This is a genomic window from Enterobacter sp. Taxon_2 (assembly GCF_058355295.1).
This window is the reverse complement of sequence record NZ_CM178024.1, coordinates 2,288,935-2,307,774: the sequence shown is the minus strand read 5'-3', so window position 1 is coordinate 2,307,774 and position 18,840 is coordinate 2,288,935. Positions and strand designations below refer to the sequence as shown.

Annotated in this window: 19 protein-coding genes; 8 read left to right on the top strand and 11 right to left on the bottom strand. The window is 57.9% G+C overall.

Annotated elements, in window-relative coordinates; all coding sequences use genetic code 11:
- The first annotated feature begins 99 nt into the window (after nucleotides 1-99).
- Nucleotides 100-759: an O-methyltransferase gene (locus AC4IC4_RS10975; protein ID WP_491472751.1), complete on the top strand. Its 660-nt coding sequence runs from the start codon at nucleotides 100-102 to the stop codon at nucleotides 757-759.
- Nucleotides 760-812: 53 nt separating this feature from the next.
- On the opposite strand, the gene hrpA is transcribed toward AC4IC4_RS10975, so the two are convergent.
- Nucleotides 813-4,715, bottom strand: a complete 3,903-nt coding sequence (gene hrpA, locus AC4IC4_RS10970) for an ATP-dependent RNA helicase HrpA (protein WP_491472750.1) — start codon at nucleotides 4,713-4,715, stop codon at nucleotides 813-815.
- 205 nt (nucleotides 4,716-4,920) lie between these two features.
- Here hrpA and azoR point away from each other — a divergent pair, with 205 nt between their 5' ends.
- Both azoR and AC4IC4_RS10960 read left to right on the top strand, forming a co-directional pair.
- Entirely contained in the window at nucleotides 4,921-5,526 is a 606-nt protein-coding gene (gene azoR, locus AC4IC4_RS10965; protein WP_008502313.1) for an FMN-dependent NADH-azoreductase, read from the top strand.
- An 89-nt stretch (nucleotides 5,527-5,615) separates the two neighbouring features.
- Nucleotides 5,616-6,302, top strand: a complete 687-nt coding sequence (locus AC4IC4_RS10960) for an RluA family pseudouridine synthase (protein WP_491472749.1) — start codon at nucleotides 5,616-5,618, stop codon at nucleotides 6,300-6,302.
- A 7-nt stretch (nucleotides 6,303-6,309) separates the two neighbouring features.
- Here AC4IC4_RS10960 and AC4IC4_RS10955 read toward each other — a convergent pair whose 3' ends face one another.
- Nucleotides 6,310-6,849: a DUF2058 domain-containing protein gene (locus tag AC4IC4_RS10955; protein ID WP_008502315.1), complete on the bottom strand. Its 540-nt coding sequence runs from the start codon at nucleotides 6,847-6,849 to the stop codon at nucleotides 6,310-6,312.
- A 232-nt stretch (nucleotides 6,850-7,081) separates the two neighbouring features.
- On the opposite strand from AC4IC4_RS10955, the gene AC4IC4_RS10950 reads away from it, so the two are divergent.
- Nucleotides 7,082-8,056, top strand: a complete 975-nt coding sequence (locus AC4IC4_RS10950; RefSeq protein ID WP_024908374.1) for a DUF1852 domain-containing protein — start codon at nucleotides 7,082-7,084, stop codon at nucleotides 8,054-8,056.
- 23 nt (nucleotides 8,057-8,079) lie between these two features.
- Nucleotides 8,080-9,108, top strand: a complete 1,029-nt coding sequence (locus AC4IC4_RS10945) for a methionine synthase (RefSeq protein ID WP_491472748.1) — start codon at nucleotides 8,080-8,082, stop codon at nucleotides 9,106-9,108.
- 5 nt (nucleotides 9,109-9,113) lie between these two features.
- On the opposite strand, the gene AC4IC4_RS10940 is transcribed toward AC4IC4_RS10945, so the two are convergent.
- On the bottom strand, nucleotides 9,114-10,046 hold the full coding sequence (locus AC4IC4_RS10940) for a LysR family transcriptional regulator (protein WP_491472747.1): 933 nt from the start codon (nucleotides 10,044-10,046) through the stop codon (nucleotides 9,114-9,116).
- A 95-nt stretch (nucleotides 10,047-10,141) separates the two neighbouring features.
- On the opposite strand from AC4IC4_RS10940, the gene AC4IC4_RS10935 reads away from it, so the two are divergent.
- The 3 genes from AC4IC4_RS10935 to AC4IC4_RS10925 all read left to right on the top strand — a co-directional run bounded on the left by AC4IC4_RS10935 (nucleotide 10,142) and on the right by AC4IC4_RS10925 (nucleotide 12,612).
- Complete coding sequence (locus AC4IC4_RS10935; RefSeq protein WP_491472746.1) at nucleotides 10,142-10,576, top strand: DMT family transporter; 435 nt, start codon at nucleotides 10,142-10,144, stop codon at nucleotides 10,574-10,576.
- 4 nt (nucleotides 10,577-10,580) lie between these two features.
- Entirely contained in the window at nucleotides 10,581-11,039 is a 459-nt protein-coding gene (locus AC4IC4_RS10930; RefSeq protein WP_248164421.1) for a DMT family transporter, read from the top strand.
- Between the two features lie 218 nt (nucleotides 11,040-11,257).
- A protein-coding gene (locus tag AC4IC4_RS10925) for an IS3 family transposase (RefSeq protein WP_491471184.1) occupies nucleotides 11,258-12,612 on the top strand; the annotation gives its coding sequence in 2 pieces (ribosomal slippage) (nucleotides 11,258-11,708 and nucleotides 11,708-12,612; 1,356 coding nt in all).
- Nucleotides 12,613-12,905: 293 nt separating this feature from the next.
- On the opposite strand, the gene AC4IC4_RS10920 is transcribed toward AC4IC4_RS10925, so the two are convergent.
- From AC4IC4_RS10920 to AC4IC4_RS10885, 8 genes are read right to left on the bottom strand one after another with little or no spacing between them, the layout of a single operon-like run.
- Entirely contained in the window at nucleotides 12,906-13,430 is a 525-nt protein-coding gene (locus tag AC4IC4_RS10920; protein ID WP_491472745.1) for a DUF3833 domain-containing protein, read from the bottom strand.
- Nucleotides 13,427-13,948, bottom strand: coding sequence for a chalcone isomerase family protein (locus AC4IC4_RS10915; RefSeq protein WP_491472744.1), 522 nt, complete (start codon nucleotides 13,946-13,948; stop codon nucleotides 13,427-13,429). Before AC4IC4_RS10915 ends, AC4IC4_RS10920 begins: the two co-directional genes overlap by 4 nt.
- Nucleotides 13,945-14,430, bottom strand: a complete 486-nt coding sequence (locus tag AC4IC4_RS10910; RefSeq protein WP_491472743.1) for a DUF2878 domain-containing protein — start codon at nucleotides 14,428-14,430, stop codon at nucleotides 13,945-13,947. The genes AC4IC4_RS10915 and AC4IC4_RS10910 overlap by 4 nt, the downstream gene beginning before the upstream one ends.
- Complete coding sequence (locus AC4IC4_RS10905) at nucleotides 14,427-15,647, bottom strand: class I SAM-dependent methyltransferase (RefSeq protein WP_491472742.1); 1,221 nt, start codon at nucleotides 15,645-15,647, stop codon at nucleotides 14,427-14,429. The genes AC4IC4_RS10910 and AC4IC4_RS10905 overlap by 4 nt, the downstream gene beginning before the upstream one ends.
- Entirely contained in the window at nucleotides 15,644-16,366 is a 723-nt protein-coding gene (locus AC4IC4_RS10900) for a DUF1365 domain-containing protein (RefSeq protein WP_491472741.1), read from the bottom strand. The genes AC4IC4_RS10905 and AC4IC4_RS10900 overlap by 4 nt, the downstream gene beginning before the upstream one ends.
- A 1-nt stretch (nucleotide 16,367) precedes the next feature.
- On the bottom strand, nucleotides 16,368-17,627 hold the full coding sequence (locus AC4IC4_RS10895; RefSeq protein WP_491472740.1) for an NAD(P)/FAD-dependent oxidoreductase: 1,260 nt from the start codon (nucleotides 17,625-17,627) through the stop codon (nucleotides 16,368-16,370).
- Nucleotides 17,624-18,343, bottom strand: coding sequence for an SDR family NAD(P)-dependent oxidoreductase (locus AC4IC4_RS10890; protein ID WP_491472739.1), 720 nt, complete (start codon nucleotides 18,341-18,343; stop codon nucleotides 17,624-17,626). Before AC4IC4_RS10890 ends, AC4IC4_RS10895 begins: the two co-directional genes overlap by 4 nt.
- Nucleotides 18,340-18,774, bottom strand: coding sequence for a nuclear transport factor 2 family protein (locus tag AC4IC4_RS10885; RefSeq protein ID WP_491472738.1), 435 nt, complete (start codon nucleotides 18,772-18,774; stop codon nucleotides 18,340-18,342). Before AC4IC4_RS10885 ends, AC4IC4_RS10890 begins: the two co-directional genes overlap by 4 nt.
- Between the last annotated feature and the right edge of the window lie 66 nt (nucleotides 18,775-18,840).

Sequence of the window (18,840 nt, the reverse complement as noted above, 5' to 3'; positions counted from 1 at the left end):
ACCTGCCCGGTGGCGCTTCGCTTACCGGGCCTACATTTCGCCCTGTAGGCCGGGTAAGGCGCAGCCGCCACCCGGCAATCCCTCCCAAGGAGTCAATCTATGCAACAACAATGGTCTGCAGTAGATAATTACATGATTTCTTCGCTTATTCCTGACGATGACGTACTTCATCAGGTACTGGAAAACAACAAACGCGCCGGGTTACCTGAACACGATGTCGCGGCCAATCAGGGGCAGCTGCTGGCGTTGTTCGTGCGCATGACGCAGGCAAGGCGCATTCTTGAGATTGGGACGCTGGGTGCCTATAGCTCAATCTGGATGGCGCGCGCCCTGCCGCCGGACGGAAAGCTGATTACGCTCGAGGCTGACCCGACGCATGCCGATGTTGCCCGCCAGAATATTCGCCTCGCGGGGCTGAACGATCGTATTGAGTTAATTGAAGGCCCGGCGCTTAACTCGCTGGAGAATTTCGGTGACGTTCCACCGTTCGACCTGATCTTTATCGATGCCGATAAGCCAAACAATCCCGGCTATCTGGAGTGGGCGCTGCACTATTCCCGTCCCGGCACGGTAATCATTGGCGATAACGTGGTGCGCGACGGCGAGGTCATTAACGGGCAAAGCGACGACGCGCGCGTGCTGGGCGTGCGTCGGTTTATCGAGATGATTGGGGATAACCCGCGCTTAACCGCCACCGCGCTGCAAACGGTGGGGGTTAAGGGATGGGATGGGTTTACGCTGGCAATGGTGAACGGGTGAAAAAATGTGCGGGCTGATGCCCTCTCCCACAGGGAGAGGGAGAAAACCGGGTTTTAACCGGAAATCTGCACCATCGCCTGCAGGATACGTTTATCCGAAATCGGATACGGCGTACCGAGCTGCTGGGCAAAGAAGCTGACGCGCAGCTCCTCGATCATCCAACGGATCTCCTGCACGTCTTCATCGTCGCGTCGCGCTGGCGGCAGCTTGTTGAGCCACTGCTGCCACGCCTGCTGCACGCTCTCCACTTTCAACATCTGCGCGCGATCGCGGTGCGGATCGACCGCCATTTTCTCCAGACGTTTTTCAATCGCCTGCAGATAGCGCAGCGTATCGCCCAGACGCTTAAAGCCGTTGCCGGTGACAAAGCCGCGATACACCAGCCCCGCCATCTGCGCCTTCACGTCCGACAGCCCCAGCGCCATGGTCATATCCACGCGCCCTTTCAGACGCTTGTTGATATTGAACACGGTGGTGAGGATCTGCTCGACCTGTTTGGCAATCTCCACCACGGTGTCGTTCAGCTCCGCGCGCACCTTTTCATGAAGCTGAGCAAAGCCCTCTTCCGTCCAGACCGGACCGCCCGCCTCGTGGATGAGTTTGTCCACGCCGCAGGAGATGCAGTCGTCAATCAGATCCAGCACCTTGCCGTACGGGTTAAAGTAGAGCCCCAGCTTGGCCTTGTTCGGCAGCTTCTCGTGCAGATACTTGATCGGCGACGGGATGTTGAGCAGCAGCAGGCGACGCAGCCCGCGCCACATCATCTGCTGCTGTTCCTGCGGGTTATCAAACAGTTTGATCGCCACGCTGTCGCGCTCGTCCACCAGCGCAGGCCAGGCTTTCACCTTATAGTTGCCGCGCTTCTGCTCGTAGCTTTCCGGAAGTTGGCCAAAGCTCCAGATGTGCAGCCCGCTCTGCTCGATACCGTCGTCCGCCACCGCAGAGAGCGTCTCCTGGACTTTGCCTTTCAGCGCCTCTTTCAGCTCGCTCAGGGAACGCCCTTCCAGCAGCTTTTTGTTTTTATCGTCCACCACGCGGAAGCTGATTTTCAGGTGATCGGGCACCTGATCCCAGTTCCAGTCGTCGCGGTCGATGGTCGTCCCGGTCATGCGGCGGAATTCACGTTCCAGCGCGTCCAGCAGCGGCAGCTCCAGCGGCGTAACGCGGCCTAAAAACGCTTCCGCGTAGTTTGGCGCAGGCACAAAGTTGCGGCGCACCGGTTTCGGCAGGGATTTGATCAGCGCAATCACCAGCTCGCGGCGCAGGCCGGGGATTTGCCACTCGAACCCGCTCTCGTCCACCTGGTTTAACAGCGGCAGCGGAATGTGGACGGTCACGCCGTCCGCGTCTGCCCCCGGCTCAAACTGATAGGTCAGACGCAGCTTGAGGTTGCCCTGATGCCAGAAGTTCGGGTAGTCGAGTTTGCTGACCGACTCCGCCCCCTCTTTAATCAGCATGCTCTTTTCGAAGTTGAGCAGGTCCGGCGTCTCTTTGCTGGCCTTCTTCCACCAGCTGTCGAAGTGGCGGGCGGAAATCACATCGTGACTGATGCGCTGGTCGTAAAACTCAAACAGCGCCTCATCATCCACCAGAATGTCGCGGCGGCGCGATTTATGCTCCAGCTCTTCCACTTCAGCACGCAGCTTCAGGTTTTCACGGAAGAAGGCGTGCCGCGTCTGCCAGTCACCCTCCACCAGCGCGTGGCGGATAAACAGCTCGCGGCACAGGGCCGGATCGATCTGACTGTAGTTGACCTTACGCGCGGCGACGACCGGCAGGCCGTAAACGGTCACTTTCTCGGTCGCCATCACCGCGCCCTGCGCGCGCTCCCAGTGCGGTTCACTGTACGAGCGTTTCAGCAGGTGCTGAGCCACCGGCTCCACCCATTCCGGATCGATACGCGCGGCAATGCGCCCCCACAAGCGGCTGGTTTCCACCAGCTCCGCAACCATGGTCCATTTCGGCGGCTTCCTGAACAAGCCGGAACCCGGGAAGATGGAGAAACGGGCGTTACGCGCGCCGGTATACTCCTGCTTCTCGGCGTCCTTCATCCCAATGTGGGACAGCAGGCCGGTCAGCAGCGCGATATGAATTTCGCGGTACTCCGCCGGTTCGCTGTTGACCGGAATGCCCAGCTCTTTCACCACCTGCCGAAGCTGGGTGTAGATATCCTGCCACTCGCGCACGCGCAGGTAGTTGAGGAAATCCACGCGGCACTGGCGGCGGAACTGGTTCGAGGAGAGCGTTTTCTGCTGCTCGCCGAGATAGTTCCACAGGTTCACGAAGGCGAGGAAATCGGACTCTTTGTCGTGGAAGCGACGGTGCTTTTCGTCCGACGCCTGCTGTTTGTCCATCGGACGCTCGCGCGGGTCCTGAATGGAGAGCGCCGAGGTAATGATCATCGCCTCGCGCACGCAGCCGTGCTTTTGCGCTTCCAGCACCATACGGGCCAGGCGCGGGTCGACCGGCAGCTGGCTAAGCTGGCGGCCCAGCGGCGTCAGCTTGTAGACCGTCGCCTGCTCGTCGGTGGTAATCGCCCCGAGTTCTTCCAGCAGACGCACGCCGTCCTGAATGTTGCGTTTATCCGGCGCTTCGACGAACGGAAACGCCGCGATGTCGCCCAGCCCCAGGGCGGTCATCTGCAGGATAACGGACGCCAGGTTGGTGCGCAGAATTTCCGGGTCGGTGAATTCCGGACGCGACAGGAAATCGTCTTCGGAATAGAGACGAATACAGATCCCTTCCGACACGCGCCCGCAGCGGCCCTTACGCTGGTTGGCGGACGCCTGCGAAACGGGCTCAATCGGCAGGCGCTGGACCTTGGTGCGGTAGCTGTAGCGGCTGATGCGCGCCGTACCCGGATCGATCACGTATTTAATGCCCGGCACGGTGAGCGAGGTTTCCGCCACGTTGGTCGCCAGGACGATGCGGCGTCCGCTGTGCGGCTGGAAGACGCGGTTCTGCTCGCTGTTTGACAGGCGGGCATACAGCGGCAGGATCTCGGTGTGGCGCAGGTCGCGCTTGCTGAGCGCATCGGCGGTATCGCGAATTTCGCGCTCGCCGCTCATGAAGATCAGAATGTCGCCCGCGCTTTCGTTACCCAGCTCGTCGACGGCATCGAAGATGGCCTGCAGTTGGTCGCGCTCGGTATCATCCGCCTCTTCAACAATCGGGCGATAGCGCACCTCGACCGGATAGGTACGACCAGAGACTTCGATAATCGGCGCATTGTTGAAGTGCTTCGAGAAGCGCTCCGGGTCGATGGTCGCGGAGGTGATGATAACTTTCAGATCCGGGCGACGCGGCAGCAGCTCTTTCAGGTAGCCGAGCAGGAAATCAATGTTCAGGCTACGCTCGTGCGCTTCGTCAATGATGATGGTGTCGTACTGCATCAGCAGGCGATCCTGCTGGATTTCCGCCAGCAGAATACCGTCGGTCATCAGCTTGACCATGGTGTTATCGCTAACGTGGTCGCTGAAGCGCACCTTGTAGCCGATGCAGCCGCCCGGCTCCGTCTGCAGCTCTTCGGCAATACGGTTGGCAACGGTGCGCGCCGCCAGACGACGCGGCTGGGTGTGGCCAATCAGGCCTTTTAGCCCGCGCCCGAGCTCCATACAGATTTTCGGCAGCTGGGTGGTTTTCCCCGAACCGGTTTCCCCCGCCACAATCACCACCTGGTGGTCGCGTACGGCCTCAAAAATGTCCTGTTTCTTCTGGCTGACGGGCAGGTTTTCCGGGTAGGTAATCGCCGGACGTGCGGCTTCACGCAGCACAACTTTCCCTGCCGCCTGTTCAATCTCTTTCGCCATCTCCTGGTAAATGGCCTGTTGTGCATCAGGATTTTTAACCTTCTTGACGCCGTGCAGACGGCGGGCGAAGCGCTGTTTGTCGCGCAGCGTCAGAGAATCAAGCTGTTGCAGGAGCATCGGGAAGGTGAATTTTTGTTGTTCTGTCATAGCGTTAAAGGGCAGTACACGCCCTGATAAACTCTCTTTTTAATGATTGCTATAGAGTACCACACTGACGCCTTTCGCGCCTTATTCAAAAAATTCGAACATAGGCTTCGATATATTGCGCTATCTCTGTGGCAGGATTGTGAATAGAGTGTCAACAAGCAACGGGGCAACCCCCTTCAATCAAATGCAACAACAGGAATCACCCATGAGCAAAGTATTAGTTTTGAAATCCAGTATTCTGGCAGGGTACTCTCAGTCTGGTCAGCTGTCTGATTACTTCGTTGAACAGTGGCGTGAACAGCATTCTGCTGACGAAATCACCGTGCGTGACCTGGCTGCAAACCCAATTCCTGTGCTGGACGGTGAGCTGGTTGGCGCGCTGCGCCCAAGCGATGCACCGCTGTCTCCGCGTCAGCAGGAAGCGCTGGCCCTGTCCGACGAACTGATTGCTGAGCTGCAGGCGCACGACGTTATCGTCATCAACGCCCCAATGTACAACTTCAACATCCCAACCCAGCTGAAGAACTACTTCGACCTGGTAGCGCGCGCTGGCGTAACCTTCCGTTACACCGAGAACGGCCCGGAAGGTCTGGTGAAAGGTAAACGTGCGATCGTCCTGACCAGCCGCGGTGGCATCCATAAAGATACCCCAACCGACCTGGTTGCGCCGTACCTGAGCCTGTTCCTGGGCTTCATCGGCATCACTGACGTGAACTTCGTGTTCGCGGAAGGTATCGCTTACGGTCCGGAAGTGGCGACCAAAGCGCAGACCGACGCGAAAGCCGCAATCGACAGCCTGGTTGCAGCGTAAGACTTCACCCTCTCACCGCCCGGTGGGAGGGTTTTTCTTTTCCCCGCTTTTCGTTATCATCCGCTCCCACTCTCCAGCCGGGCGGCCTGATGTCTGTAATCGTCGATAACTTTATTGCCCCACCTTGTCTCGATGAGATCGAAATTCTCTGGCAGGACGAGTATCTGCTGCTGATCGATAAGCCTTCCGGCCTGCTCAGCCTCTCGGGCAAAAATCCGCAAAACCTTGATTCCGTCCATTATCGTCTGGTTCAGACGTTCCCCGGCTGCACGCTGGTGCACCGTCTGGATTTTGGCACGTCCGGGCTGATGGTGGTTGCGCGCAATAAAGCCATCAACGCGGCGCTGTGCCAGCAGTTCAGCCAGCGCAGCGTGGAGAAAGCCTACAGCGCCCTGCTTTGCGGACATGTGGAAAATGACGAAGGTGTAATTGATGCGCCGATTGCCAAAGACCCGGCGCTGTTCCCGCTGATGTCGATCTGCGCCATCACCGGTAAACCCGCCCGCTCCCGCTATCGGGTTGTGGAACGGTTTTATCAGGGGACGGGGCTGCCGTTAACGCGGGTGAAACTGATCCCGGAGACCGGGCGAACCCATCAGCTGCGTATTCACTGCCAGCAGCTGGGGCACCCTATTCTGGGCTGCGATCTGTATGGCGGTCTTGACGTGCCGGGCGCTGAAGAAACGCCCCGGCTGATGCTGCATGCCAGCGAGCTGAACTTTATTCATCCCGTGAGCGGCGAGCCGGTTAACGCCCGTCACGCCGCCCCGTTCTGAATGCGGTTTACCACATCAAATCGTCAGGGATTTTGAAGTCCGCGTACGGATCGTCTTCGTCCTGCTCTTCCTGGCTGAGCGCGCTGTTTAACACGATGCTGTCGGCATCGCGCTGGGCAATTTTATCGGCCACCACTGCCGGAATGATCGCGTAGTCGCAGTCACCGTTAGCATTGAGCACCAGACGCGCAATCGCCAGACGGCCATTGATCAGCTGGGTCTGCGTTTGCTTATCGACTTCAATCTTTTTAATCAGCGTACCGTCGGTAAAGTTAAAGGTGATGTTGCCTTTCGCCACGGTGATGCGGTTCATCTCAATCAGCTGCTTCACCTGCGCCTTAAACTCTTTCGCCAGCACGGCCTGCTTCTGCTGCTCGCTCAGCAGCTTGTCACGCTCGATCTGCGCCTTCTTGTTCTCTTCGACCGCTTCACGGGCCTCACGCGCCTGAACGCGTGATTTCTTTGCCGTACGCTGCACTTTCGCCGCTTTCTTGCTGCTGACGAGGCCCGCTTTCAGCATCTGCTCTTGTAAGGTGAGTTTTGTCATGATTGTTTCTAAACCGGTTGGAAATTTTGGGGATTATAGCGGGAATTGAGGAAAGAGTGCGACATTAGCAGAATCGTATGCCGGGTAAGCGCAGCGACACCTCGCGCATTACACTTCATGAACTTCGCTCATGTTGCATTGAAATTAAGTCACTTCCCCTGCGCCGCGGGCTCAGGCATAAATTATGCATTGGTAACTTCTTAGCAACATGAACTTAGGATGCATAACCACAATGAGCAAAGCTTTCACATATAACCTTAAGCGCAGTTGCTTCGATGAGAATTACAACCCGTCAGAAAATACGCGTACGACCACTAACTTTGCCAACCTGGCCCGCGGGGAAAAACGTCAGGAGAACCTGCGCAATACGCTGGTGATGATCAACAACCGCTTCAACGCCTTAGCGCGCTGGGATAACCCAACCGCCGATCGCTACGCGGTAGAGCTTGAAATCATCTCTGTCGATTTGAACATTGGCGCGGAAAAACCGTTCCCGGCCATTGAGATATTGCAAACATATATTGTCGACAAGAAAAACAACCAGCGCATCCCCGGTATCGTCGGGAATAACTTCTCGTCTTACGTGCGGGATTATGATTTCAGCGTCCTGCTGCTGGAGCATAACAAGAACCAGCAGCACTTCAGCATTCCGGAAAAGTTTGGCGAGCTGCACGGCAATATTTTCCGCCACTTTGTGAACTCACCGGAATACAAAGAGAACTTCACAAAAGGACCGGTGATTTGCCTGAGCGTCTCCAGCAAAGATACCTATCGCCGCACCGGTAATCAGCACCCCGTGCTGGGCGTTGAGTATCAGCCGGATGGCGAATCGCTCACGGAGCAGTACTTCGCGAAGATGGGCCTGAGCGTGCGCTACTTCATGCCGGAACACAGCGTGGCGCCTTTCGCGTTCTTCTTTACCGGGGATTTGCTGAGCGACTACACCGATCTGGAACTGATTGCCACCATCAGCACGATGGAGACGTTCCAGAAGATCTATCGCCCGGAAATCTATAACGCCAACTCGGCGGCCGGACTGTGCTATCGACCGGATCTGAACCAGCAGGATCACTCCTTAACCAAAATTGTGTATGACCGGGAAGAGCGAAGCCGTCTGGCGATTGAACAGGGTCGATTTACTGAAGAGTACTTCATTAAGCCTTACAAACACATTCTTGAGCAGTGGTCTGATAACTACACGCTTTAATACATCAAAAAAGGTCTTTTATTATGAAAACATTGCTCCCGACTTCAACGGCTGGCAGCCTGCCTAAGCCGACCTGGCTTGCGCAACCTGAAACGCTGTGGTCACCCTGGAAATTGCAGGATCAGGAACTGCTGGCGGGCAAGCAGGATGCGCTGCGCCTGTCTCTGGATGAGCAGGTCCGTGCGGGAATCAATATCGTCAGCGACGGGGAACAGACCCGTCAGCACTTCGTCACCACCTTTATTGAACACCTGAGCGGCGTCGATTTTGAGAACCGCCAGACGGTGCGCATTCGTAACCGCTATGACGCCAGCGTGCCGACCGTGGTCTCCGCCGTCGCGCGCCAGAAACCGGTCTTCGTGGACGATGCTAAATATTTACGTCAGCTTACGGATAAGCCGATCAAATGGGCTCTGCCGGGGCCAATGACCATGATCGACACCCTTTACGACGCGCACTATAAAAGCCGCGAAAAGCTGGCCTGGGAATTCGCCAAAATCCTCAATCAGGAAGCGCGAGAGCTAGAGGCCGCAGGCGTGGATATTATCCAGTTTGATGAACCGGCGTTTAACGTCTTTTTTGATGAGGTCAACGACTGGGGTATCGCCGCGCTGGAGCGCGCCATTGAAGGGCTGAAGTGCGAGACCGCGGTACACATCTGCTACGGCTACGGCATCAAGGCCAATACCGACTGGAAAAAGACGCTCGGATCCGAGTGGCGCCAGTACGAAGAGGCCTTCCCTAAGCTGCAGACCTCTAACATCGACATCATCTCTCTGGAGTGCCACAACTCCCGCGTGCCGATGGATCTGCTGGAGCTGATCCGCGGCAAGAAAGTGATGGTTGGCGCGATTGACGTGGCAACCAACACGGTTGAAACGCCGGAGGAAGTGGCCGATACGCTGCGTAAAGCGCTGCAGTTTGTCGATGCCGACAAGCTATATCCGTCAACCAACTGCGGTATGGCTCCCCTCTCCCGTGAGGTCGCTAACGGAAAGCTGAAAGCACTTAGCGCTGGCGCAGAGATTATCCGCAAAGAGCTTGGCGCGTAATCCCCTTACGTTTGCCAGTACGGCGGCGTGCCAAAACGCTCGACGTAATAATCAATTACCGCCCTGACGTTCAGGGGCGGATGTCGGGCATCAGGATAGATCGCCGCAATAGCCTGCTGTTCCGTATTGATGGCACACTCCAGCGCGGGCAGGAACGGAATCAGCTCACCGCGCTGGAGCTGTTCACTCACCAACCAGTCCGGGAACAGCACAATCCCCATCCCGCCCAGCGCCGCAGCGAGTAACGCCTCCGCATTATTGGAGGTCATCAATGGCGTCACGGGATAGTGTATCCACGCCTCGCCCTTCCTGCGAAAGAGCCAGCGGTTTGGCCCTGACGATCCGCGATAGACAAGACAGTGATGACGGTTCAGATCGTCCGGTCCTTCAGGTGCACCGTGTTTACGCACGTAGTCCGGCGACGCGGCCAGATGATAAACCTGCTGCCCGAACACCCGCGCATGAAACGAGGAGTCCGTCAGCACGCCAATCCGAAAGATAACATCCGCCGCATCCCGATGGGGGTCGATAAAATCATCGGTCAGCGTCAGCTCTACGCTCAGGCGGGGATAGCGTTCCGACAGGCCGGGAAGTCCTGGGGCTATGTGCTTCTGGCCGAAAAACACCGGTCCGTTAATGCGGATCGCACCGGACGGTTCCACCGCACGCGCGTCCAGCTCCCGGCGCGCCTCTTCCAGGTTTTCCGCCATCGACCGGGCGTAGCGAACAAACAGATGACCGCTTTCCGTGGGAATGACGGCCCGCGTATTGCGATAGAAAAGCTGCTGCCCGAGCGCATCCTCAAGCTGGTGGATCACGCGCGATATCTGCGAGGCCGATATCCCCTGCCGCCGCGCCACGACGGAGAAGTTCTGCGCTTCATACACGTCGATAAAGATCAGCAGCGCGCGGATGTTGATGTTGCTGGCGTCAACCATTAATGCATTTCTCGCAAAGGTGTTTACTGCATTATGGCATTTTTCTCATTGAACAACCCACGTAATCTTCTTCGCCTGAAAACGGAGGAAGAAGAATGCAGTTTGTTTTGATTTTACTGGTGATTGCCGGCGGGATGGGCCTCTCCGTCGAGGCGGGACTGCTGGGACCGCTGGGGGGAAAGGTCGGGGATTTATGGGCGACGTTCAGCATTTTTGGCGTTGGCGCCGCGCTGACGTTTCTGCTGATGCTGTTTTTCAGCCCGCGCAACAGCCCGTCGTTTTTCGCACAGCCCGGCTGGCAGTTGCTCGGCGGCGTGCTCGGTCCGGTGTACGTGGTCATCCTTACCGTGGCGACCCCCGCTATCGGCATCGCAATGACCATGATTGGCATTCTGGCAGGTCAGGTCTTTAAAAGCCTGATCATCGATCACTTTGGTCTGCTGGGTACGCCGCACAGGAAGATAAACGCGAAACGCATTATTGCACTGGGGTTCATTATTGCGGCACTGGTTCTGGTGGCACAGGGGTAAACGTATGACACTGATTATGATTCTTCTGGCCGTCTGCGGCGGCGCGACGCTGAGCATTCAGGCCGCAATTAACGGACAGCTTGGCAGCAACGTGGGTGTCTTCAAAAGCGCGTTCCTGACGTTTTCCGTCGGCGCGCTGGTGACCGCCCTGCTCATTTTCTTCTTTGAGCCTAAGCAGGCGGTCACGCTGCTGGACGTGCCGAAATGGCAGCTTCTCGGGGCGATATTCGGCGTGCCCTATATCGTGATTATGGTACTCGCCGTACAGCGCATCGGCACCGCCGTCGCCACGGTGGCGGTGATCTTTGGCCAACTCGCCATGAGCATGCTGATTGATCACTTTGGCTGGCTGGGTAATCCCGCCATTTCGTTTTCAACGAGTCGTCTGGGGGCGGTAGTCTGCCTGGGGATTGCGCTTGTCTTTATTTACTCGGGTAGTAAAACCCGTTCTGCCGGGGCATGACATCACACCTTGCGGACACAGCGTAGACACGAAACAGTTCCCTCGCCCCTTTGGGGAGAGGGTTAGGGTGAGGGGGAACATACGGCTGTAGTGGTCATTCCGTTCACTTTATGTTCCTTGCTACTCTGTAACGACATGACCTGTGAACGTGCCAGGGTGGCTCAATCTGCACTGAACCCCATATCCTGGACACCAGATCATAAAATCTGGAGGTTCAGATGAGATATCCTTTTCACATTCGTCTTGCGGCTGTACAGCATTACATGACTGGTGAGTCGAGCATTAAAGAAACAGCACATCTGTTCAGTGTTGGCCGGACGCCTCTTACCCGCTGGATACGGGCTTACAGGCGTCAGGGAAAGGCCGGGCTGGAGGACCGTCCTGCACGGGCCTATACTTCAGCTTTCAGGCTCCGCGTAATCCGTTATGTTACTGAACACGGTTGCAGCTATGCGGAAGCTTCAGCGCGCTTTGCCATTCCAAATGAATCGCTCATTCTCGACTGGACAAGACGTTACCGGAAAGGAGGCGCACAGGCGCTTAATACAGCCAAACCCGGGCCCGCTATGTCACAGAAAAAGTTTATACCTGACTCCAGACCGCTCAGTGAGATGACTCCCTCAGAACTTCTGAGAGAGCTGGAATATCTGCGGGCGGAAAATGCATATTTAAAAAAGCTCAAAGCCCTGAGGGAGGAAAACGCTCTCAGGGAACAGCAGAAAAAACGCGAGTGATACAGAGTTTGCTTGCAGACCACCGACTTGTTTACCTGTTATGTGCCGCAGGGCTGGCGCGTAGCACGTATTATTACCAGCTCTCCAGACCTGTCACTCAGTCGGAGCGGTATGCATCTGCTGTCAGTGCTATGTCCACCATCAGTCAGAGAAATGCACAACGCTACGGCTACCGAAGAATGACGGTGGCGCTGCGTAATGAAGCCTTCATCCTGAACCATAAAACGGTTCGCATATTGATGAAAAAGTATGGCCTGACATGTCAGTTACGCCGAAGGAAATACCGTTCCTGTATGGCTGGAGGCGGACTGGCTTCAGATAATCTGCTTGCCCGTAACTTCACTGCTGCATGCAGTGGAATAAAGTGGTGCACAGACGTGACGGAGTTCCGTGCCGGTGGTCAAAAACTGTTCCTGTCAGCCCTTCAGGACCTGTTCAATAATGAAATAGTGGCCTGGCAAACATCAACCAGTCAGTCACAACCTCTGGTCTGCAGGATGCTAAAAAAAGCGCTTAAAGCATGCAGAAACAAAGAAGGCGCGATGCTACACAGCGATCAGGGCTGGGCTTACCGAACACCTGTATGGCGCAGAATGCTGGCTGAAGCGGGCATCACACAAAGTATGTCGCGTAAGGGTAACTGTCTGGATAATGCAGTGATGGAAAACTTCTTCAGTCATCTGAAAGTAGAGATGTATTACAGGAAAAAGTACAGTTCAGTGAAAGAACTGGAAAGCGATATTGGCAGATATATTCGCTATTACAACACCGAACGAATCAGTTTAAAAACGGGCGGGATGAGTCCGGTACAATACCGGACGCTGGCAGAGCAACAATGAAATCGCAGTGTCCAGGTTTAGGGGTTCAGTGCAATCGCCACCACCCTGGCGACCCGGGCTCCCGGCGGTAAATCGCCGCTTCGCGGTCCCTTCGGCTTATTCCTTCCGGCTTATCGGGGACGGGCGGAGGTAACATCCCTGTAAAGCCCGCCCTCTCGGCGCATCCATGCGCCTCGCCCCGGCCTGCAGGAAACGCCTCAGCGATTTACAGCCGGACCAGGTCATCGCTGCAAAATAATCATGTCATTTAAAAAATCCGAATCGCTTCTGGTTACAAATTGAGTGGGGATCCCTTATCCCTTGGTGAAAAACAGCGTCACCGTGGCGACGGTGACGCCCAGTTTCTTCATCTCGGTTTTATTAAACAGGTGCGTCTCATCCTGCAGGTACATCCAGTCGTCAAAGTTCAGCAGCCAGGTGCTGCCGTTGGCCTTCACGTTCATGCTGTAATGCCAGTTGAACGCGTTGCCTGCGGCCTGCCCCGTCGCTACCCCTTCGATATCCCCCGCCGTGCCCTCATAGCGATCGGTCCCCAGACGCCGGATATGCCAGACCCGCTGCTGCTTCTCACCGTCGTCGTAAACAAAATGTTCGTTGAGCATCAGCGTATCGCCGATAACGTCTCCGGCAATCTCCACGTGAAAACGTCGGATCTGCTTGCCGCTGCGATCCTGCACCATCCCCCACGCTTCGGTTTTTCCCTGGAAGTAATGGAAAATATCAAGCCGCGGCTGCTGCTGGCGGTACTCGGTCACCTCCGTGCTACAGCCCGCCAGCAGCATCGTCAATGCCAGCACCATCATCAGGAAACGTTTCATTTTTGGCCTCCGATTAACTGCTGACGCAGCTCAGGATATTGCGTACGGGGAGCCAGCCAGATGGCCAGAAAGCGGGTACTGAACGCTTCTGACTGGCGTGGTCCCAGGGGAATAAAGGTTTTCTGAAGGGGCGGATCGCGGTACCAGAACTGCCCCTGCTGGTCATCAAGGACAAACGCCAGCTGTGAGCCCGGTCGAACATCCGGCCACAGTGTCCGGAGCATCCGCAGCCAGGCTTCGCTTTGCGGTTCCTGCGCCAGGATCCCCTGCGCCTGCCACTGGTCGCGGGTCGCCTCGACCAGCTCATCGCGATCGATGTCGCGCGCATAGGTAATTATCAGCGCCTGATCCTGGTTCTCCCGACCGTAACGCCCGTCCGGCGTACGCAACTGGGAGGTGTAGACGGTGAACGGCCCCCAGGTGAGCGTGGCATCGCCCACCTTACGCCACGCCAGCCAGTCGGCGGCCTGGGTCGCGGGCATGGCGATTAGCCAAAGCAGCAAAATCGCAGCTCTCATTTTTGTCTCCCCATCAGCAGGTGGAAAAACAGCATCAACACCAGCCAGCCCGGCGCCATCCAGCTGACGACGATAAAGGTCGGCTCCAGAAATGTGATGGCATCCAGCCGCTCGCCAATCAGGTACGCCACCGGGCCTCCTACGGCCGCCAGCAGTGTCAGCAGCCACCCGGGCAACGTGGTGGTGCGCGTCAGCTGCGTCCAGACGGTGGCGAACATCAGCCACAGTGCCACCATCCATAGCGGCATCAGGGAGTCGCCCGTGAAGGCTATCAGTCCCGTCAGCGCCCAGAGCGTATCCAGCAAACTGCCCGCCGCGGCCAGCCCAATGGCGTAAAAACGGTATACAGACGGCAAGAGCAGGCATGCCAGGATCGCCAGCGTGAGCCAGATAATCAGGCCCTTTTCGCGAAAGAGCACCACCAGCGCCCAGTAAAGATCGAACGCGACGGCCAGCAGAAAGACCTGAAGATATCGTTTCATACGCGCTCGGCGGTCAGCTGCACCACGCTGATGGTGCGGGCGTTAAACCCGGCTTCGCAGTAGCCAAAGTAGTACAGCCACATGCGGCGAAACCGCTCATCAAAGCCGAGCTTTTCAATCTCCTGCCAGGCGTGGACAAAGCGCTGCCGCCAGTGGGCCAGCGTGCGGGCATAGTCGGGACCCATGTCGAACAGATTGCGCACCACGAAATCGGTGTGACGCGTCATCAGCTCGTTCATCGCGGTAATGCTCGGCAGGAAGCCGCCGGGAAAAATGTAGCGCTGGATAAAATCGACGCTTTTGCTGTAGTCGCGATAGCGCTGGTCCTGAATGGTGATGGCCTGAATAGCCATCCGTCCTCCCGGGCGCAGCCGCGCCTGACAGGTACGGAAGAACACGGGCAGATAGCGCTGCCCGACGGCTTCGATCATCTCTATCGAGACCAGCTTGTCGTACTGTCCGGTGAGGTCGCGATAGTCGCAGAGCAGCACCTCGACCCGATCCTGCAGCCCGGCGCGGGCGATCCGCTCGGTCGCCCAGACGTACTGCTCCTGCGATAGCGTGGTGGTGGTCACCCGACAGCCATAATGACGGGCCGCGTATTCCGCCATCGCGCCCCAGCCGGTGCCAATTTCCAGCAGATGATCGTCCGGCTTCAGCGCCAGCTGTTCGCACAACCGCGCCATTTTGGCCTGCTGAGCCGCAGTGAGATCCTGCTCGTCAGCGGTAAACAGCGCGCTGGAATAGAGCAGCTCCTTATCCAGAAAATGGGCGTAGAAGGTGTTACCCAGATCGTAATGAGCGGCAATATTTTCACGCGCCTGCGCGCGGGAGTTACGCCGCGTCCAGTGGCGTAGCCGCTCCAGCGGCCTGCCGAGCAGACGAAACCCGTTTTCGAGACGACCAAGCACCTCGCCGTTGAGCGCCAGAAGTTCCAGTAGCGGCGTGAGGTGCGTGGTTTCCCATTCGCCGTCCATCCAGGCTTCTGCCGCGGCAAGGCTCCCGCCCGTTAAGACGCGCCAGTAAACGCCGGGCGTAAGGATCTGCACGTCGGCATGCAGCGCGGAGGATGTCTCGCCAAAATGAAAGGTCTGCGCCCCTTCACGCAGCGTGAGCGAGCCGCCGCGAATGCCGCTTAACAGACGAAAAAGCAGCCAGCGCGCAAGGCGCACGTTGCGCGGGATATCGGGTTCTAACGCAAAGACGGGATCGGTCATGAGCGTTCACTCCTGCTGACGGGATGGTTATACAGCGGCACGCGCTTGAGCCACAGGCGCAGCGCCTGCCAGTAAATGGCGAAAACGGTTTTCAGGGTCATAAGCGGGATACGCAGGAGCAGCGAACGCAACGCAGGGCGAGTCAGAGGCTCCCGGCGCAGCGCCAGCGTGGCGTCGAACACCTTCGCCTCCTGATGATTTTCAATGTGCATATGCAGCGTGTTATCCGGGGCGTTGAAGCGCCAGTGGTAGATCATGTCCATCGGGTTGAAGGGGGAAACGTGAAACGCTTTTTCCGTGGGCTGGGCATGTTGCCCGTCGACCGCGTAATAATGACGCTCGTTCCACGGCGTGTTGCGAACCTCCGCCAGCACCCAGCGCAGGGTACCCTTCCCGTCATAGCAGTAGTAAAAGTTGACCGGATTGAAATGGAATCCGAAATAGCGCAGCTGCGTCAGGAGCATGACACGTCCGTCCGGACGTTCCCCGGTCAGGCTCTCCAGCCTGCTCAGCACGTTCTCTTTAAGCGGCGTGCCGAGTGGGTAGTCCGCGTCGTGGAACGAGGCGGCGGCAAAGCGATTGCGCCGCACGCCGACGGACGCCAGCAGCGGCAGCTCATCGAGATCCAGCCAGGCCATAAACACGCTGTAGCGAAACTCATGGGTTTTCGGCTGCAGGCGGCGGTGGCGTAAGACGCCGTGGTAAAGGCAGCTGTTCATCTCAGTTCCCCTCTCCGGCAGCTATCGCATTGACCACGTCCAGCGCGCTGCGCACGCCGTCTTCATGAAACCCGTTGTACCAGTAGGCCCCGCAGAACCAGCTCCGCCGATGGCCATTGATCTCGCCGCGCCGCGCCTGCGCCCGCCAGCTTTGCGGGTTAAACAGCGGATGTTCATAGACGAAGCGTTGCAGAACGAAGCGTTCATCCACCGGCGCGTCCGGGTTCAGGGTGACGCAGAACAGCGGACTGCCCGCAGGCAGCCCCTGCAGGATGTTCATGTTGTAGGTGACGCAGGCGCTGGCCTGCGCCTGCTCGCTCAGACGGTAGTTCCAGCTGGCCCAGGCGCGCGGCCGCACAGGCAGCCAGCGCGGATCGCTGTGTAAAACGACCTCGTTGCGCTGCCAACCGATATCACCCAGCACTTCGCGCTCGGCGGGCGTCGGGTCATCAAGCATCGCCAGAGCACTGGCGGAGTGGCAGGCAAAGATCACCTGGTCGAAGGTATGGCTGGCGTCGTCGAGCTGGAGGGTGACGCCATCCGCATGGCGTTTCACACGCTGCACCGGCGCGTTCAGGCGCAGCGTCAGGCGGTCGCCCAGCTTATCCAGCATGGCGCGGATATACTCCCGCGAGCCGCCCGGGACGACGTACCACTGCGGACGATGGGTGATATCCAGCAGGCCGTGGTGGTGAAAGAAACGCAGGAAGAGCGGCAGCGGGAAACGCTTCATCTCCTGCAGCGACGAGGACCAGATGGCGGCCCCCATCGGCAGAATGTAGTGGCGCGCAAAAAACGGCGTGAAGCCGTGCTGCTGCAAAAACGTCTGCAGCGTGGCGCTCGGGTCCACCTGCCCGTCCAGCGCCGCTTTCGCCAGGCGGTTAAAGCGAACGATCTCGCCCAGCAGCCGCCAGAATGCCGGATTCACCAGGTTTCGACGCTGGGCAAACAGCGATGTCAGGGTGTGTCCGTTGTACTCAAACCCCGTCGCGGGATTGTGTACCGAAAAGCTCATCTGCGTTTTTTGCCCGCTGATGCCCAGCTCGCTGAGCAGGCCCATAAAACGCGGATAGGTGCGATCGTTATAGACGATAAACCCGGTATCGATCGCGTATGTGCCCTGTGGCGTTGCCACGTCAACCGTTGCGGTATGGCCGCCCGGCGTGGCGCCTGCTTCAAACAGGGTTACCTGATGGTGCCCGGCCAGCCGCCAGGCGCAGGTCAGCCCGGCAATGCCGCTGCCGATAATCGCAATGTTCATGAACGCACCATCCTGCGCAGCAGCGCGCGCTGAAGAAACGCAGGCAGCCCGGAGAGCAGCCGCAAAATGAAGCCAAACCCGGACGGAAATGCAATATGCATTTTCCCAGCCGCCAGTCCGATACGGATCGCCTTGACCGCCTCGTCGACGGTCACCCTGCCCGGCATGGCAAAATCGTTTTTTTGCGTCAGGGGCGTATCGACAAAGCCCGGAGAGACAACCGTGACGGCAATCCCTTTTGGCTCCCAGTCCAGGCGCAAACTCTCGGCAAACCAGCTCAGCGCCGCTTTGGACGCGCCGTAGGCCTCTGCGCGGGGAAAAGGCAGCCAGTGAGCCATCGAACTCACCAGCACCACGCGGTTACCGGCAACCAGCTGCGGCTGGAGCGCCTCGAGGCAGTTCACCGGGCCAAGGAAATTGGTCGCCATCACCCGCTCCACCAGCGCCGCATCCACCACGCCCCGATCGAGGTATTCGCAGGTCCCGGCGCAGAGAATAATCAGGTCGGCGTAGCTGCCGGTCAGCGCCTGGCGACAGGCGTCCCTGTCCGTCATGTCGAAGAGGCGAACGGTGAGATTGGGGCAGGTCTGATGCAGCGCTTCCAGACGCGCCGGATCTCGCCCGCAGGCAATCACATGGTAGCCGTCAGCAGAGAAGGATTTCGCCAGCCCGGCGCCAATCCCAGAGCTTGCGCCGGTAATCAGCACCGTCTTCATGATTTCACCCTCCGCTTAACGCCGCGTACCGCCCAGCCCAGCAGAGGAAGATGTTCGTAGATCATCTCTCCCGCATCGTAGTAGTCCCGCTGACGCGTGATGAGATCGTTTTCCGTCTGCACCACTGAACATCCGGGCAGGTCGAGCGGTTCGCCCCCGGCAATGCGCGGATGCGACCAGTGCATCACCCAGGTGACAACAAACCGGTTCCCGCTGCACAGCGGCGGATCGATAGAAAAACGGCAGTTCTCAACGTTGGCCAGCAGATGGGTGAAGTAGCGCTGAAGCGCAGAGATACCGTTGTGCTCACCAAACGGATCGATAAGCGTGGCATTCGAATGATAAAGCCCCGCCAGCGCGGACGGCGGCTGGCTATCCAGTGCGGCGTAGTACTCGACAAACCGACTCACGACAGAGGGCAAAGTGCTCATGGGTCACATCCTGGCTGTAAACAACGTGGCGTAATCGCATAATTAAAACTTACACAATTAACGTTA